The sequence below is a fragment of the Chitinophaga rhizosphaerae genome (genome assembly GCF_003958645.1).
In the GTDB taxonomy this organism is placed as follows: Bacteria; Bacteroidota; Bacteroidia; order Chitinophagales; family Chitinophagaceae; genus Chitinophaga; species Chitinophaga rhizosphaerae.
In genome coordinates this window covers 636,798-652,873 of sequence record NZ_RXLO01000003.1, presented here as the reverse complement: position 1 = coordinate 652,873, position 16,076 = coordinate 636,798, and the positions used below count along the sequence as shown (strand labels likewise).

Annotated in this window: 12 protein-coding genes; 11 read left to right on the top strand and 1 reads right to left on the bottom strand. The window is 53.2% G+C overall.

Annotated features, from left to right (window positions below):
- Nucleotides 1–176 precede the first annotated feature (176 nt).
- The 11 genes from EJ361_RS09710 (at nucleotide 177) to EJ361_RS09660 (ending at nucleotide 12,037) form a co-directional block, all read left to right on the top strand.
- Nucleotides 177–710: a GNAT family N-acetyltransferase gene (locus EJ361_RS09710; RefSeq protein WP_126245312.1), complete on the top strand. Its 534-nt coding sequence runs from the start codon at nucleotides 177–179 to the stop codon at nucleotides 708–710.
- Nucleotides 711–977: 267 nt separating this feature from the next.
- The gene (locus EJ361_RS09705) at nucleotides 978–1,562 is read left to right on the top strand and encodes an RNA polymerase sigma-70 factor (RefSeq protein WP_126245310.1); all 585 of its coding nucleotides are present in this window, start codon (nucleotides 978–980) and stop codon (nucleotides 1,560–1,562) included.
- A gap of 76 nt (nucleotides 1,563–1,638) precedes the next feature.
- Nucleotides 1,639–2,565: a FecR family protein gene (locus tag EJ361_RS09700; RefSeq protein ID WP_126245308.1), complete on the top strand. Its 927-nt coding sequence runs from the start codon at nucleotides 1,639–1,641 to the stop codon at nucleotides 2,563–2,565.
- Between the two features lie 49 nt (nucleotides 2,566–2,614).
- Nucleotides 2,615–5,902 carry a SusC/RagA family TonB-linked outer membrane protein gene (locus tag EJ361_RS09695; RefSeq protein ID WP_126245306.1) on the top strand — a complete coding sequence of 1,096 codons (3,288 nt, stop codon included), beginning with the start codon at nucleotides 2,615–2,617 and terminating at the stop codon, nucleotides 5,900–5,902.
- A gap of 20 nt (nucleotides 5,903–5,922) precedes the next feature.
- Nucleotides 5,923–7,725, top strand: a complete 1,803-nt coding sequence (locus EJ361_RS09690; RefSeq protein ID WP_205686972.1) for a RagB/SusD family nutrient uptake outer membrane protein — start codon at nucleotides 5,923–5,925, stop codon at nucleotides 7,723–7,725.
- Between the two features lie 22 nt (nucleotides 7,726–7,747).
- Nucleotides 7,748–8,710: a BT_3987 domain-containing protein gene (locus EJ361_RS09685; RefSeq protein WP_126245304.1), complete on the top strand. Its 963-nt coding sequence runs from the start codon at nucleotides 7,748–7,750 to the stop codon at nucleotides 8,708–8,710.
- Between the two features lie 4 nt (nucleotides 8,711–8,714).
- Nucleotides 8,715–9,545 carry an endonuclease/exonuclease/phosphatase family protein gene (locus EJ361_RS09680; protein ID WP_126245302.1) on the top strand — a complete coding sequence of 277 codons (831 nt, stop codon included), beginning with the start codon at nucleotides 8,715–8,717 and terminating at the stop codon, nucleotides 9,543–9,545.
- Between the two features lie 219 nt (nucleotides 9,546–9,764).
- A complete protein-coding gene (locus EJ361_RS09675; protein WP_126245300.1) occupies nucleotides 9,765–10,142 on the top strand; it encodes a hypothetical protein in 378 nt (125 codons plus the stop codon).
- Between the two features lie 81 nt (nucleotides 10,143–10,223).
- Nucleotides 10,224–10,529, top strand: a complete 306-nt coding sequence (locus EJ361_RS09670; protein ID WP_164714156.1) for a hypothetical protein — start codon at nucleotides 10,224–10,226, stop codon at nucleotides 10,527–10,529.
- Between the two features lie 81 nt (nucleotides 10,530–10,610).
- A complete protein-coding gene (locus tag EJ361_RS09665; protein ID WP_126245296.1) occupies nucleotides 10,611–11,195 on the top strand; it encodes a Crp/Fnr family transcriptional regulator in 585 nt (194 codons plus the stop codon).
- A gap of 44 nt (nucleotides 11,196–11,239) precedes the next feature.
- On the top strand, nucleotides 11,240–12,037 hold the full coding sequence (locus EJ361_RS09660; RefSeq protein ID WP_126245294.1) for a DUF2306 domain-containing protein: 798 nt from the start codon (nucleotides 11,240–11,242) through the stop codon (nucleotides 12,035–12,037).
- Between the two features lie 75 nt (nucleotides 12,038–12,112).
- On the opposite strand, the gene EJ361_RS09655 is transcribed toward EJ361_RS09660, so the two are convergent.
- Nucleotides 12,113–15,520 (bottom strand): hypothetical protein, encoded by a 3,408-nt coding sequence (locus EJ361_RS09655; protein ID WP_126245292.1) that lies wholly within the window; start codon nucleotides 15,518–15,520, stop codon nucleotides 12,113–12,115.
- Nucleotides 15,521–16,076 lie beyond the last annotated feature (556 nt).

The window sequence follows — 16,076 nt, the reverse complement described above, 5'->3', positions numbered from 1 at the left end:
TGCTGCAAGGTCTTTGATTTTTTTGCAGGATGCGTGATCTTTGTTACCATTGCACCGTTCGGCGGCCGGAAATGATGGTTTGGACGTAAAAACCTTCACCCGCGCCATTTCATCGCCGGATCGGGGAAAAGCTTGTTGAAATTCATTCCCCGGATTCACTTTATCACCGGTATAACATGCACAACGAAAACATCATCGTGAGAAGCGCCTTGCCAGGCGAAAGCGCGGCCGCCGGCCAGTTGATGATACAGGTATATGCATCGCTGGAAGGGTTTCCGGGGACCGGCGAACAACCGGCTTACTATGCCATGCTGGCCAATGTGGGCGAACTGGCGGCGAAGCCGGGAGCTGAACTTCTACTGGCGCTGTCGGCAGACGGGCGCATCGCCGGTGCGGTGGTCTATTTCGGTGATATGCAGTATTATGGTTCCGGCGGCAGTGCCACGCGGGAAAAAGCTTCCGCAGGCTTCCGGCTGCTGGCGGTAGGCCCGGATTTCCGGGGCCAGGGCATCGGCAAAAAACTGGTGAACGCCTGCATCGACCGTGCGAGGCACGCAGGCCTGCGGCAGGTGATCATCCATTCCACCCGGTCCATGCAAACGGCCTGGGATATGTATCTGCGGATGGGGTTTCTCCGTTCCGAAGACCTCGATTTTCTCCAGGGCGAGCTACCGGTATTCGGATTCCGGTTGCAACTGAACAGACCATGACATGATATCTGCCATCCCCCAGGGCATTTCAAACTACCGCCCATCCGCCGGGCTGATATGGCTGTTTTTCCGATACAAAATTACCTTCCAGACGGGCGCCATACCCCTCCGCCGTGCTAATCCTGCGGCAAAAACTGTGATTTATATTTACTAATATTGACCGGGTTAATTCAGATCGAATCACATTTATCAGGTTGAAAGACTGGCAATTCCACTGTTAAGAATATAACCTTGCGATAATATTGGCTGTATAATTTTGCGTTTAACATGGATCGTAGTGAGAACCAACATTGGCACGGCTGGATTCGGCGGTTGCACAGGGGCGACGAAGCCGTGCTCCGCGAGTTACTGAACGTACTGGGCCCTAAAGTGCTGGGTTATTGTAAAAAGAAAACGGGCAACAACGAAGACGCCGAGGAACTGGTGCTCGACATTTTCCTCAAGTTCTGGCAATACCGCAACCGGCTGGACGCAGACGCTAATCCCGAAGCCCTGCTTTTCACCATCGCGCGCAATCATATCCTGAACTTCATGCGGAACAACGCCGTCCGCAAACTGGCGGCCGCATCGCCACAGGAGCCCGACCTCCCGGAAACCGACAGCATACTCAATAACTTCACGTACAACGAATTGCACCGCCAATACCGCCAAGCCCTCGAAAAACTGGGCGACAAGCAGCGCACCGTTTTTAAAATGAGCCGGGAAGAAGGCCTCTCCCACCGCGAGATCGCCGACAGGCTCGGCATTTCCGTGCGCACGGTGGAAGCCCATATCCACAGCAGCTTGAAATACCTTCGCGCCGAACTGAAAGACGGGTTCGTCGTCATCCTGCTGCTATCCATCCTTGATTAACCGCCATTATTTTTTTATTTCCACTAAGTAGTCGATTCCCGGACCGTGTATATAAGGGAAAGGAAACAACATTCCCATGAGCAACGACCCTGCCATGCACCTGCAGGCATTATATGAAAAGATCCGGGACGGGGAAGCCAGTACCGAGGAATTGCGCCGGTTCATCGCGCTCACGGAAGAGGCGCCCGAAACGCTGCTGCCGTTCCCGGAATGGGAAAGCGCGCCGGAAATGCCGGTCACCGCCCGGCTGCAAAGCCGCATCCTGCAAATGGCACGACCGGCGAAACCTTTGCTACGACGCCTCCTCCCCTATGCCGCCGCAGCCGCCGTTCTCCTGGCCGTTGTGATGCTGCGCGCCTTTTTGTGGCCGCAGGCCGCACAGCTTTCCGTAGAAACCGGTCGGGGCGAGATCAGAAAACTGACATTGCCAGACGGCACCCACGTCACCCTGAACGCCCACAGCGCCATCCGGTTCGACGACGCAGACGAACGGACGGTTTACCTCGAAGGGCAAGCCTTCTTCGACGTGCGGCAGGACGCGTCGCGACCCTTCGTGGTGCGCAGCGGTGGGCTTCGTACCGAAGTGCTGGGGACCTCCTTCGACCTCAGGGCTTACTCGCAGGAGCGGCCTTTCATTGCCGTGGTGTCCGGGAAAGTACGGGTGAAAGACGAAGGCGGGCGGAACGTGATCCTCGAACGCGGCCAGCAGGCGATCTACGACATCCATGCACAGCGGTTCATCCAGATCGATACCGACCCTTCGGTAATGGGCAGCTGGCAGCGCGGCATCATCAGCCTCGACCGCAACCTCCGCGACGTCTGCGCCGACATCGAGCGCTGGTACGGCGTAAAGATCATCCTGGCATCTCCCGGCATCGGCGATTACCAGCTTTCAGGAAGCCAGGAGGTGAAGTCGCTGGAATCCTGCCTGGACGCCATCTGTTTCATTTTCCATCTTAAATACACTATCAGGGACAACTCTGTCCGCATCTACAAAAAATAACCACGCTCTAAACGTTCAAAACCAGAAAACGATGTATCAAAATGTACACATGAAGCTGCTCCGCCGGCTCCTGGCGGTCTTGTTGTGGCTACCCGCGGCCACGGCCACTGCCCAGGACGATGGCCTGGCCAGGCAGACCGTGAACATCAGCGTAAAAGACGCCGATATCACAGCAGTATTCCGCATCATTGAAAAACAGACCGCATTCCGCTTCCTGTACGACGGTTCGTTGAAAGCCAGCGCAGGAAAGATCTCGCTGGAATTCAAACAAATCCGCGTACCGGCCCTGCTGAGGGAAATCGAGCAGCGTACGCGGCTGCAGTTCCTTACCCGCGGGAAAGATATTTCCGTAACGCTCCGCGGGCTTACCGCACCGGGCAAACGCGAAATTACCGGCATCGTGCAGGACACGACGGGCCAGCCGATGGTAGGTGTGACCATTGCGGTGAAAGATACCAAACGCGGGACCGGTACAGACATCAACGGCCGCTATATATTGTCGGTAGACGATAACGACGTGCTCGTCTTTTCCATGATCAGCTTCCGCAAGCAGGAAATCCCCGTGGCCGGCCGCCAAAAACTGGATGTGGTGCTGCGGGAAGCCTCCTCCGCCCTGGAAGAAGTGGTGATCGTAGGTTTCGGCCAGCAGAAGAAAGTGAGCCTCGTGGGGGCGCAGACCACCATTTCTCCCAAAGAACTCAAACTTCCCGTTTCCAACCTCACCAACTCGCTCGGCGGACGCATTGCGGGGATGGTCAGCGTACAGCGCAGCGGCGAACTGGGGTACAACGACGCTAACATCTACATCCGCGGCATTTCCACTTTCACGGCAGGCCTCAGCCAGCCGCTGACGCTGGTAGACGGCGTACCCCGCGCCATCGCGAACGTGGACCCGGAAGACATCGAAAGCTTTTCCGTACTCAAAGACGCGGCCGCCACGGCGGTATACGGCGTCCGCGGCGCCAACGGCGTGATCCTCATCACCACCAAAGCCGGCAAGGCAGGGAAGCCGAATTATAACCTCCGGTACACCGAAGGCGTTACCGATTTCACGACCCTTCCTTCTTTCGCCGACGGCGCCACTTACATGGAAATGTCTAACGAAGCGCTGCGCACCCGCGGCAACACGCCGCAGTATTCCGACGAAGCCATCCAGAAAACCCGCGACGGCAGCGACCCTTATCTTTACCCTAACATAGACTGGTTCAAGGAACTGTTCAATAAAAACGGCCGCATGCGCAACGCCAACGCCAATATCAGCGGCGGTAGCGAAAAAGCGGTGTATTACGTGGGATTGGGTTTTTACGACGAAAAAGGACTCTATAACATCGATGAGCTCTCGAAATACAATTCATCCATTTTCCAGAAACGATACAACGTTACCTCCAACCTCACGCTGCAACCTTCCGCCACCACTACCTTGAAACTCGGTATCAGCGGTTATCTCAACAACATCAACCTTCCCAACACCAGCGTCAGCAATATTTTCTCCGACGCGTATTTCATGACGCCCGTCCAGATCCCGACGCGGTACCCAGACGGCAAGGTCGCCGACGTACGCAGCGGCAGCCTCAGCAATCCCTGGGCCAGCCTCACGCAAACGGGCTACGCCAATCAATGGCGCAGCCAGATCTTCTCCAATCTCCGCCTCACACAGGAGCTGCCTTTCCTGCTGAAAGGGATGTCGGTAACCGGCATGTTCTCGTTCGACGCCTATAACTATACCAGCAACCGCTACACCAAAACGCCGGACACCTGGCTGGCCACGGGGCGCGACGGCGATGGTAATCTCATCTTCGAACAAACGGGCATCGGCACCGAATTCCTCAGCTATGGCAAGGCCAACATAGGCGAGCGCACGATTTATTCCGAACTGGCGCTTAATTACAACCGGCAATTCGGCAAGCACGACGTATCAGGGATGCTGCTCTATAATAAAAACGACAAGATCAACACCTACGCCGCCGACCTCGAATCCTCCATGCCCTACCGCTTCCAGGGGCTCGCGGGGCGCGCCACATATGGTTACGACAACCGGTATTTCCTCGAAGCGAATTTCGGGTACAACGGTTCTGAGAACTTTTTCCCCGACAGGCGCTATGGACTTTTCCCGTCTGCAGGCATCGGCTGGGTAGTGTCTGAAGAGAAGTTTTACCGTCCGTTGAAAAACATCGTCGAATACTTCAAGATCCGGTTCTCCCACGGCATCGTGGGCAACAGCCAGATCAACGGGCGGCGCTTCGCCTACCTTGCCACCGTGGAAAACAAAGGCACGTACAGTTTCGGGAAGAACCCGACCAACAGTTTCGCCGGCAAGGAAGTCGGGGAATACGCGGTGGACGTGACCTGGGAAACCTCCCGAAAAACGAACCTCGGCTTCGACCTCCGCGTCATGAAAGAGGCGTTGCAGGTGCAGGTTGACCTGTTCCGCGAATACCGCAGCGGCATCTTCCTCCGCCGCCGCTCGCTGCCGGCTTACGTGGGCATGATCAATGCGCCATACGGCAACGTGGGAATCATCGACAACCGCGGCATCGACGTGTCGCTCACCTACAACGAGCATTTCGGCGACCTGTCGCTCCAGCTGATGGGGAACTTCAGCTTCAACCGGAACGAAGTGGTGGAAAACGACGACCCGGCCTGGAAATATCCCTGGCTGGAAAGGAAAGGCCAGAAAGTGAACCAGCGGTTCGGGTATGTGGCGCTGGGATTGTTCGAAAGCGACAAGGAAGTGATGAACTCGCCCCGCCAGCCCGGCGACGTGCGCGCGGGCGACATCAAATACAAAGACATCAACGGCGACGGCGTTATCGATACCTACGACCAGGTGCCCATCGGCTACGGCGACGTTCCCGAGATCATGTACGGCTTCGGCTTCACGGCGGGTTACCGGTCTTTTGCATTGTCTGCCCTCTTCCAGGGAGCAGCCAACGTGGACGTGCTCCTGAGCGGCGAAGGCACCATGCCTTTCCAGCAGGGCCTGGCGCGGGGGAACCTTTTCAGTAATATCAGCGACAGGTGGACGGAAGAAAACCCCAATCCCAACGCTTTCTACCCCCGGCTCATGCCCGGCTCACTGAACGAAAACTACGCGGCCAGCACCTGGTGGGTGAAGAACAGCAACTACCTCCGCCTCAAAACGCTCCAGTTCAGCTACAACCTGCCGCAGCGCTGGATGCAAAGGATGCACGTCAAATCGGCGAACCTCTTTGCACAAGGCGTGAACCTGCTGACCTTCTCCAAATTCGACCTGTGGGATGTGGAAGTGGGCAACGGCCGTGGCGCCGCCTATTCCAGCACCCGATCGTACAGCGCCGGCATCGCCGTTAATTTCTGATCTCAATCAACGTGAACGCTATGAAAAAATTGACATATCCGCTTTTCCTGATCGCCGCCGCGATGCTCGCACCGGCGTGCAACAAGGATTTTCTGAACCAGGTCCCTGACGACCGCATTACCATCGAACAGGTGTTCAAACGGCGGAAATATTCCGAAGAATACCTCGCCAATATTTACAACACGCTGCCGAACGACGCGTACCGCAATACTTCGCCCTGGGAGGGCATGTCTGACGATGCCGACATTACCTACGACCGGCCGGGCTCGGGGTACGATACTTACCCGGCGAACCTGGGGAACTGGAGCGCCGCGTCCAACTACTTCAACTATTGGGGGAAGTATTACCAGGGCATCCGGTCCGCGAGCTTCTTCATGCAAAATATCGAAGGGAACGACGAGATCCGCGCGCTGCCCAACGGGCTCGACCTCATTGCCCAATACAAGGCCGAAGCGCGGGCGCTGAGGGCTTATTATTACTGGTGCCTCGTTCGCCAGTACGGCCCCGTGATCCTCCTCGGCGATACACCTATTGCCGGCGACCTCGCTCCCGGCGAAGCCGAGATGGAGCTGCCCCGCAATAGTTACGATGAATGTGTGGATTACATCGTTTCCCAACTCGACCTGGCGGCACAAAACCTGCCGGCCCACTTTACGGCCCAGGCAGAAACCGAATACGGACGCGTTACGCAGGCCTTCTGCAAGGCCGTAAAAAGCCAGGTGACACTCTATGCGGCCAGCGCCCAGTTCAACGGGAACACCGATTACGCCGGTTTCCGCAACAAAGACGGCAAACAACTCGTCAATCCGCAATACGACGCCAACAAATGGAAACGCGCGGCTGACGCGGCCAAAGAAGTGATCGACGGGTTCGGCTTTTCGCTTTACAGGAAAAACGGGGCCGACGGCAATTTCGATCCTTACTTATCTACCCGCGACGTGTTCCTGGACGCCTGGAACAGTGAGGTCATTTTCGCCAGAACGACGAATGGACTTTCCGGCTGGGAGCGCTCCGTTTCGCCGCGCCTTTGCAACGGCTATGCTGCCGTGGCCGTGACGCAGCAGCTGGTAGACGAGTTCGAAATGGAGAACGGGAAGCCGATCAGCGATCCGGCGTCGGGGTATGTGGAATCGGGGTTTTCCTCCGCCGCAACCAAATACGCGCCCAAAGGCACTTACATGATGTACGTGAATCGCGAGCCCCGTTTCTACGTGAACGTGAGTTATAACGGCAGTCCATGGATCAACACGTCAGAAGGCAACAAGATCATCGAAACGTTTTTCACCGGCAATACAGGGAAGAAGGGATCGTGGGATTTTCCGCGGACGGGTTATATCGCCAGGAAGAACCTGCATCCCAACAGCAATCCCCGCATTTCGCAGTACGTGGCGCGGCCTTTCGTAATGTTCCGGTATGCCGAAGTGCTCCTCAATTATGTGGAAGCGCTGAATGAATGCTCGCCCGGGCATGCAGACATTGCGCTGTACCTCAACGAAATCCGCAACCGCGCCGGTTTGCCCAATGTGGCTGCCGGGTTGGGACAGGCGGAAATGCGCGCCCGGATCCGGCATGAACGCCGGGTGGAACTGGCCCTCGAAAACCTCCGCTACTTCGACACCCGCCGCTGGAAAATCGCCGAACAGACCGATGGTGGGCCTTTCTACGGGATGAACGTGGAGGCAGGCACCAAACTGGCCGATCTCGTATTCTACCAACGCACCGTTTTCGAACGCAGGATCTTCCGGAAGAGTTATTACCTCCATCCCATCCCGCAATCCGAAATCGACCGCGACCCTAACCTTGTTCAAAACCCCGGATGGTAAAACGCACAAAAACACGACGATTATGAAATTCACCCAATTCAACATAGCGATGATCGCCGCCGTTGCGCTCGCCAGTTGCGGCCGTACGGACGCAGACCTCATCGATCACATTCCGGATTCCACCGCAGTCGTATATATGCCCCAGGCAACGCGGCTGCCGGCGGAATACGTTTTCCAGCGGAACGCGGGAAATGCCGAAATCGTGTATGGCGCCAGTTATGGCGGACCGCATAAACCAAAGTCGGACATCAATGTCCAATTCACCGTAGATCCCGGGAAAATTCCAGGGTTCAACGACGAATTCTTCACCCGATATCCCATCATGCCCGCCGGCAGCTTCGAACTGGAGCGCAAGGAAGCCGCGATTCCCACCGGCCAGGTGTCTACCTCACCGATGAACATCACCCTGTACCTCGACAAGCTGGAAGGTGTGGGCGGATACCTGCTGCCGGTCACCATATCCACCGGCGCCAAAATGAACGAAAGCCTGCGTACCACGTATTTCCTCGTAAAAGCGCTGTACGACGAAAACCCTTTCCCGATGTTCGACCGCACGAACTGGGAAGTGACCGGCATCTCGTCTGAAGAAACCACCGGCGAAGGCGCCAACAACGGCCGTGCCGTATTTGCGCTCGACGGCAACCCCGCCACTTTCTGGACCACCCAGTGGAAAGCCGCCAAACCCGGCCCGCCGCACCACATCCTCATTGACATGAAAGAAACGAAAAAGCTGCACGGCTTCACGTTCACCGCGCGCGTCACCAACGGTACCATGAAAGCCACGGGCAATCCTAAAGGCATCATGGTGGAAGCGGGAACCGACGGGCTGCAATGGCCCTACCGCGAAGAATTTACGCTTGGCAACACCGAGCTGAATACGATTTACCTCGCATATCCGCCGCAGGCGCGCTATTTCAAAATAACGATCAACACCAGCCAGGGCGATATTTACCTGACCCATTTCGCTGAACTCAACGCTTTCTGACGCCATGCATAAAATCCTCTTCAGTTCACTTGTAATGCTGGTCATGGCCTGTGGTAAAAAAGAAGACAAAACCCCTGCTCCCGCACCCGGGAAGCAGGGGCCGCAGATCCGGGTCATGACGTTCAATATTTACGGCGCGCGCGCATCTTCCGGCACTCCGGCAGACCTGCAGGTGATCGCGAAGATCATTAACGACGCCAAACCCGACCTCGTTGCCCTCCAGGAAGTGGACGTCAACACCCAGCGCACCGGCACCACCGTTAACCAGGCGAAGGAACTGGCGGCGCTGACGGGTATGGACTGGCACTTCGCGAAGGCGATGGAGCTCCAGGGCGGCGCGTATGGCGATGCCGTACTGTCCAAACTGGCCGTCGTTTCCGCCAAATCGTACGCCCTGCCGGTAGACCCGGGCGTGGGCGGAGAAACGAGGTCGGTGGCGATGATCAAAGTGAAAAAGGAAGACCGGGAATTCTATTTCGCGTCGACCCACTTCGATCATTTGCAGCAGGAAGACAGCCGCCTGCTCCAGGCAACGGAATTCAAAAAGATCGTTCAATCGCTCGACCTGCCGCTGGTAGCCGCCGGTGATCTCAATGCCACGCCCGATTCCCGCACCATCGGTATACTCAAAAGCGTCATAAACCTCGGATGCCCGCAGCAATGCCCGCTTACGTTTCCGTCCAGCCAGCCCAACCGCACCATCGATTATATCATGACCGCGCCCACCAATACATTCAGCGTCAGCAGCTATACCGCGCTGACCGGGTGGCACGAGGAAAAGAAAGTGTACGCCTCCGATCACCGGCCCGTGATCGCCGTTATGAAAGTATATTGATGCCTGATTCTCCCTGGACCAAGGGCTTCCCGGCAACGGGAGGCCCTTTTTTCATGCGAAACAACCGCACCGCGGCGCGGGCGCCACACGGCGTGGCGCAGGAACGGCGCGCTGTGGAGAATCCTGGCCATTGTTGTTTCGAAGCCCGGCTTTGCGCTTTGGTACAGGAATTGCAAATGGTAGTATCAGAACAATCTTTATTGACTAAAACCGATGTTTATGAAACTCATGTTGAAAAGTATTGCTGTATTGCTGTTAGCTGGTTTTATTTTCTCATCCTGCAGCAAAGACACCGACCCCGCAGACGTAGACGTGTTTGCCGGCACCTTTAGAGGAAATATTTCGTACAAAGACAGTGAAAAAGATATCACTCAAGCCAATGGCAGTGTATTCGTTACGAAAGTGGGATCGCGGTACGATTTCCGCTTTTCCGACGGTATCCCCGACCTCACCGGCGTACAGTTCGAAAAGAAAGACGCCAATACGATGGTCAGCGTCGGCAGCGACGGTACCGGCATTATCACCATCACCAAAGACAGGCTGAACATAGGTTTTACCCGCGCCGGCCGCGCATGGACCGCAGATTGCGGACGATAGCTATCATGTAAGGACAAATATAGTAACGCAAAAAGCCCGCGCGTAACGTGCGGGCTTTTTGATCGGGTATTGGTTAGATTATTGGACGCAATCATAATTCCCCCGGCCCAAAAACTCCCGCATCAGCCGCAGTGCGCCACCAAAATGGGTATCGAGCATATGGCTGCCGTCGACGATGTGCACCTGCGCATCGGGAACATCGCGATGGCAGCGGCAGGATTCTTCCGCGTTGAAGTACGGCTCGTACCGGCCCCGGATAATCAGCGCCTGCGGCGGGAACGTGCGAAAATACAGCTGGAAGACGGGGAACGGCAGCTTATTGTCCGGGTAATCGCAATTGAGGAGCAGCCACAGTGGCTGGAAGTAAATCCCCCGGCCCGGGAATAGAACATTTATGGCTGGCCGCGCATTTCGAATCTGCGATGGCACTATCGACCGGTGGGGCTATCTTTGTGAAAATGAGCAGATATGGACCACTATTACGAAACGCTTTTCCGGTACATTCAACAATTCATTGAAATGCCCGAATCGGATAAGGATAGTTGCCGGAACACCTTCAAAGTTTTGCAGGTGAAAAAAGATACAATGCTGGAAACCGCTGGAAGAGTTCCCTTGCATCACAATTTCATCATTTCGGGGTTCATGCGGAAATATTATGTGAACGACAACGGTGAAGAAGTGACGGTAGACCTGAACAACGGCCCGCGTTTCTTCACATCCTGGTTTCATTTCGCCAATCAAACCCCATCCGGCGAGCACCTGCATTGCATCACCGACTGCGAGCTGCTGCGGATAACAAAACAGGATGCGGACCGCACTGTAAAAACCAGCATCACGCAAAAGGATTTCACGATAAAGCTGTTTAACCAGGTGATGGATGAAGACAAGCAAAGGATGAATGACCTGGCCACGCTTACGGCCGAGCAGCGGTATTTGAAATTCATGAAAAACTGCCCTGAAATCATCAAGAACGTACCCTTGAAGTTTATTGCGTCCTATTTGGGGATCAAGCCGGAAAGTTTAAGCCGGATCAGGCGGGAGATTATTTCCTAACAATTGTTAAGTGCCGGTCGTGATATAGCTGTTATTTTCATATCATGAACAAGAAAGCGGCTCTTCCCTTATTTTATGCGGTCCGGCTATGGTTTATCGTCATCTGCCTGGGCCAATCTGTCTTTGTGTATTACATCCTGATGCAGTATTACCGGAATACGGCCTTGGGACATTTTGAAAAGTGGAACAACGTCAATCCCCATTTTTACGATAAAAGCGATCTTACCGGCAACATCATTTTCGGGCTGCATGTGGCGCTGGCGGCGGTCATAACTATTTTGGGGCCCTTGCAGCTCGTGCCATCGTTGCGGGCCAGGGCGCCGCGGTTCCACCGCATTAGCGGCCGGATTTACATTGCATCCGCTTTCGGGGTGAGCGTGGCGGGAATTTATCTCACCTGGGTGCGGGGGGCGGTGGGAGGCCCGGTGATGCAGGTGATGATTACCGCCAATGCCGCTATCATTCTTACCTGTGCGTATTTTGCGATCAGGAGCGCCATGCAACGGAAGTTCAAGGTGCATCAGCAATGGGCGGTGCACCTTTTCCTGGGGATGAGCGGGGTTTGGATGTTCCGGGTTTTCCTCATGCTTTGGCTGATGGTCCACCGCGCGCCCGTGGGCTTTGACCCTAAATCTTTCACGGGGCCTTTTTTGACTGCCCTGGCGGTGTCCGTGTATATTTTGCCCCAGGCGATAGCCGCGTGGTACTTTGGCGTGAGGGGTTCCGGCTCCGCTTACCAGCGGACGGTTTTCGCCACTTTCCTGACGCTGGTTTCGCTTGGGATGGCGGTTGGGTCGTTTGCGGCAACGATGGGGATGTGGATGCCGAGGATAATGGAGTAAGATCGGATTTTCGTGGTTTTTCGCCCCAACCCATCTTCCCGCCTCACAGGCGTATCACCCACCGCACAACTCTCCTTACTGACCGGCATAGCGATATTCCATCATTTTAAGGATTTTATTGTTTTGGTCGCGCACCAATATCAATCTTCCAAAGGAATCGTATTCATAGAATGTAGTAATATTATTGGCATCCGTCTGGCTGGTCATGCCTATCAACGGCGCATAAGTATAGGTCGATACGCTGACCTGGCTGTTACCGGAGAACCGGGTGCGGATCTTGTTCAGCTCGGCCCTGATCTGCGAATCCGTATATGCATGTGCATTATCCAACATACTTTGATTGATGAGGCCCGATACGGTTGTATAGTCAGTCCCCATGACCTTGGCGACAGGATAAGCACCGTTGTATCCCCATAGGTAAACTTCCTTCACATCGTTTGCCTTTTGCTTTTCCGTCGGATTTCCGTGGGAGTCGTAGCTATTAAACAATACACGGGGTTTGTAACGGGCATCCGCAGCAAATTGGGTAGCGTTCCGGGAAGCAGGCAGTTGGGCGGCGGGCGCATTCGAGAATTTAAATGCAGAAAGCGGGATAGCCAGGTTAGTTTCCAATACACTGACGGATTGAATTTTTCCCCAACCCGTGGGATAATAATTCGTAAGACTACCTCCGGTAACAGAAAGGGTTCCCTGTGGCTGTACCTTTAACTTCACCGTCTCAATAGGCACCGACACTATGTTCTTCCTTATCAAATTATCAATGGCGGCATTCCCGGGCGCATACTCCTTTGGGTAAGTATAATATTCCTTTAACAGGGAACCATCGCTTTGGGCAATGGATTTACAAACTGGCAGAAAACTCCTGCCGCTATTCTCAATCGTAGTGGTTGTTTTTAACGCCCCGTTATCCTGGAACAGCGTCTCCTCTGTTTTCTCCAGCGATATGGTTCCGGAATAATGGTTATAATAGGTAAACAAAAGGGAATGCTGGCCATTCACGAGATTTCGGGTAACTAAATTCACCTGTAAGCCTTTGCTGACGGGTTCGAGCATCTTCTTATAAGTATTCTCCATCTTACGAACCTGGCTATAAGTCTGCGTTACGGTGTCAAATTTGTAATCTACCTGCTGCGTCAAGAATCCGCGCAACCAATCTCTACGATCGGCCGGGGGATTAGGGGCATCATAATAAATAAATCCAGCAGCGTTACCAGTGTTCTTATACAGCACGTCCGGCGATTCCAAAGGCCCCAGGAAAGCGTATGCAGTTTTCCCTAAAGGCACCCCCGTTTCAGAAACCGCCTTCTCTTCAACATACCTGTACCCTACAAAGGAATTGTGCGTTGTACTTAGCGGACTGAGGGAGTTATACGAAATACCTAGATATCTGCATGGACCGCCATTATTATCAATCACATCAAATTCAAACTGATACAGCGGAGTGGCTAGCAATTGGCCTGAACTGCCGTCCTGTTCATACTTATACGCTTTGTACAATGATTGTTGCGTTACCGAATCGTATTGTTTGCACTTTCTCACCCTGATCCCTCCTACTTTTGGAGGCCGGCCTTGCCACCCCTGCTCACTGGTAATAGTATATAAACCCGTAATTGTGGCGTTATGCAATTTTTGATGGTCCGGATTCCGGGGACTGTTCAGTAGCGGATAGGAAGGACAATGATAGAGCCGGTAAACCGCCGGAGAAAGATGTACACTATAGCTACCGTCGTAATACCCTCGCCATATAACACGGCCAGTTGAAACATTCTCGATGTAAAAATTCAAACCACCGGCAGGATAGTAAGGAATATCTGTAAGCTGCACATGTGCTGTACTTGTACTTTCATTATACACGGTAAACTCAACATAGTAGTTCCTCACCATGTTGCCGTTCCCGTCTGGACGCATGACGTAATCATACCCTTCATACCACCCATCTACATTATACCTATAGTGGCTAAGAGAGATTGAATAGATTTGGTCGTGTTTGGTAACTTTCGGAGGTATGTAAGGGCTGGGGCCTGCATCATTCGATTCAAATTCGTATTCCGTAAAGCCGCCGGAAGCATGATTTATTCTGTACAAACTTCCTTGTTTGGCATACTGGAAGTCGGGGCTTTTACCACCTACATACACTATAGGCGTAGGGCTTCCTGTACGATTAGGCGCTATTAATATATAGGGGACCTCTGCCAGGGGATTGTCTGCCTTATTGGCGTACCCCCAATGATCGGTTAGTGGAGACGCCCTGTGGGGCAACCCGTATTCCGTATGATAATCAAAACGCTGGCCATTATTCAATGCAACCCCGTTCGCATCCTGCTCCGTCCATTTCACTAGCATTAACCTCCGGCTAAAAGATGCGGAAGGAGTAAGCGTTGAAGCAACGAAAAAATTATTAGCGCCGGCGGGGCTGATGCTTGAATAATTCACCAGGCTGTTCCCGACCAGATACTTATACTCCAGCTTGAATTGCCTTATTATCTTGCCATGCCTGCCTTCGACAACAATTTTATCCAACGCATGGTCGCCCACAAGGTCCGCACGGCCCAATGCAGCAGGAACAAACCTGATTTTCCCTCCCGGAAAGTCAATCGATGATAATCTTCTTGTATTCACATATTGCCTTGGTACGGACGTAGAAGACGGATAATTTTCACATTGCCCATTGAACTGTATGTGACTTGTTTTTGTTGGCGCAAGATCATAAGCCAGATCGACAGTTGTATAGTTAAACACAATTTTTTCCCCGGCAGGCGATTCCATCTCTGTTAAATACCAGCTATTAATGCTTCGTCCGTTCGTAGCGAATCCGCTCCCGGAGAGCTCATTATTCCTGGAAGCCGACAACGTTTTTTCATAATCCTTAAAGCGGTAAATGACTCCTTTATCATCAATAACCTGCCACTCCGAAATGCATGAAGCAGTTCCGTCAGAAAATTGAAATAGGGAAACATTCCCTTTTGTAATCTTAATGTTACTATTGGGAATTAAACGCGGCGTTCCGGTTTTATCAAAAACAAATCTGCCTGAACCGCCGGGAAGGCTATAGAAAAATAAGTCCTGCTGAGCATCAATCCTGCCTTCCGCCATGCCAAGAAAGGCTGGATTGTAAGGCGTTGCCGGAGGCACGGTGTGATCAATATATCCGAAAGTCGGCGTTTCATCCGGCAATCCTATTACCGACCTCGTTATGACTCCGCCTGCATTGAGGTTCCATCCCAACCCACACCACGATGCCATATCGGCAACCTTGACCCCTCCGGCGGTATAACTAAGTGTAATTGGAAGTTGCAACAAGCCTGCATTCACTGTCCAGATAGGAACAGATATTTGAGGCGTCCCGGTATACAGCCCCATCTGCATTTCGGTATTAAATACCAGGTTGGCCGCATTCGGCGCAGGAGGAATAATTGCCTTTTCCTGCGCCAATGACTGATTCCCCCATGTAATTATCAAACAGGTAAGCACCTTTTTTAACATAGCTCTAAACATTGACAATTAATCTTTAAACGTTTTGTGCTATCTAAACGGGGGGGAGTTTGAAGTTTGGAGTTTTGCAACTATTCGCTGAAAAAGCAGCGTAAAGCTTTTGTTCGGGAAAGCGCTGATTACAAAATAAAGGTTAACAACTTGCGAAATGTAGCCGCGCCTATTCATTGAATTGACGACTTGGTGAAAGTAAAGATATGGGACAATATTGCAAAATATATTTTTAAAATTATTCGCTCACATCAAAACAAAAAAAACTGTACGTACCGTGCCTACCGCCAGGAATGGAGTATGTGGGTTGTGCTCATCACTAAATCGTAACACTTCATGCACTTATTCCGCATTTCATTAAAGTCAAGCTGGCAACTCACACAGGCTATTGCCTGACCCTGCATTGTATGTATTCTATGCCAGAAAACCCGAAAGGAGAGATTTTAAATCGCGCTGGGAAATTTTCGGTAACCATATCGAATCAGGAAGTGAAGGTAAATCTGCTCATAAATTTTGATCCCGATTGCCGACGATGTTTTTCAGCCATAGCACCAGC

What these genes read in the sequence shown, in the direction of transcription:
- EJ361_RS09710 (WP_126245312.1), top strand. Translation starts at nt 177, where the DNA reads ATGCACAACGAAAACATCATCGTGAGAAGCGCCTTGCCAGGCGAAAGC.
- EJ361_RS09705 (WP_126245310.1), top strand. Translation starts at nt 978, where the DNA reads ATGGATCGTAGTGAGAACCAACATTGGCACGGCTGGATTCGGCGGTTG.
- EJ361_RS09700 (WP_126245308.1), top strand. Translation starts at nt 1,639, where the DNA reads ATGAGCAACGACCCTGCCATGCACCTGCAGGCATTATATGAAAAGATC.
- EJ361_RS09695 (WP_126245306.1), top strand. Translation starts at nt 2,615, where the DNA reads ATGAAGCTGCTCCGCCGGCTCCTGGCGGTCTTGTTGTGGCTACCCGCG.
- EJ361_RS09690 (WP_205686972.1), top strand. Translation starts at nt 5,923, where the DNA reads ATGAAAAAATTGACATATCCGCTTTTCCTGATCGCCGCCGCGATGCTC.
- EJ361_RS09685 (WP_126245304.1), top strand. Translation starts at nt 7,748, where the DNA reads ATGAAATTCACCCAATTCAACATAGCGATGATCGCCGCCGTTGCGCTC.
- EJ361_RS09680 (WP_126245302.1), top strand. Translation starts at nt 8,715, where the DNA reads ATGCATAAAATCCTCTTCAGTTCACTTGTAATGCTGGTCATGGCCTGT.
- EJ361_RS09675 (WP_126245300.1), top strand. Translation starts at nt 9,765, where the DNA reads ATGAAACTCATGTTGAAAAGTATTGCTGTATTGCTGTTAGCTGGTTTT.
- EJ361_RS09665 (WP_126245296.1), top strand. Translation starts at nt 10,611, where the DNA reads ATGGACCACTATTACGAAACGCTTTTCCGGTACATTCAACAATTCATT.
- EJ361_RS09660 (WP_126245294.1), top strand. Translation starts at nt 11,240, where the DNA reads ATGAACAAGAAAGCGGCTCTTCCCTTATTTTATGCGGTCCGGCTATGG.
- EJ361_RS09655 (WP_126245292.1), bottom strand. Translation starts at nt 15,520, where the DNA reads ATGTTAAAAAAGGTGCTTACCTGTTTGATAATTACATGGGGGAATCAG.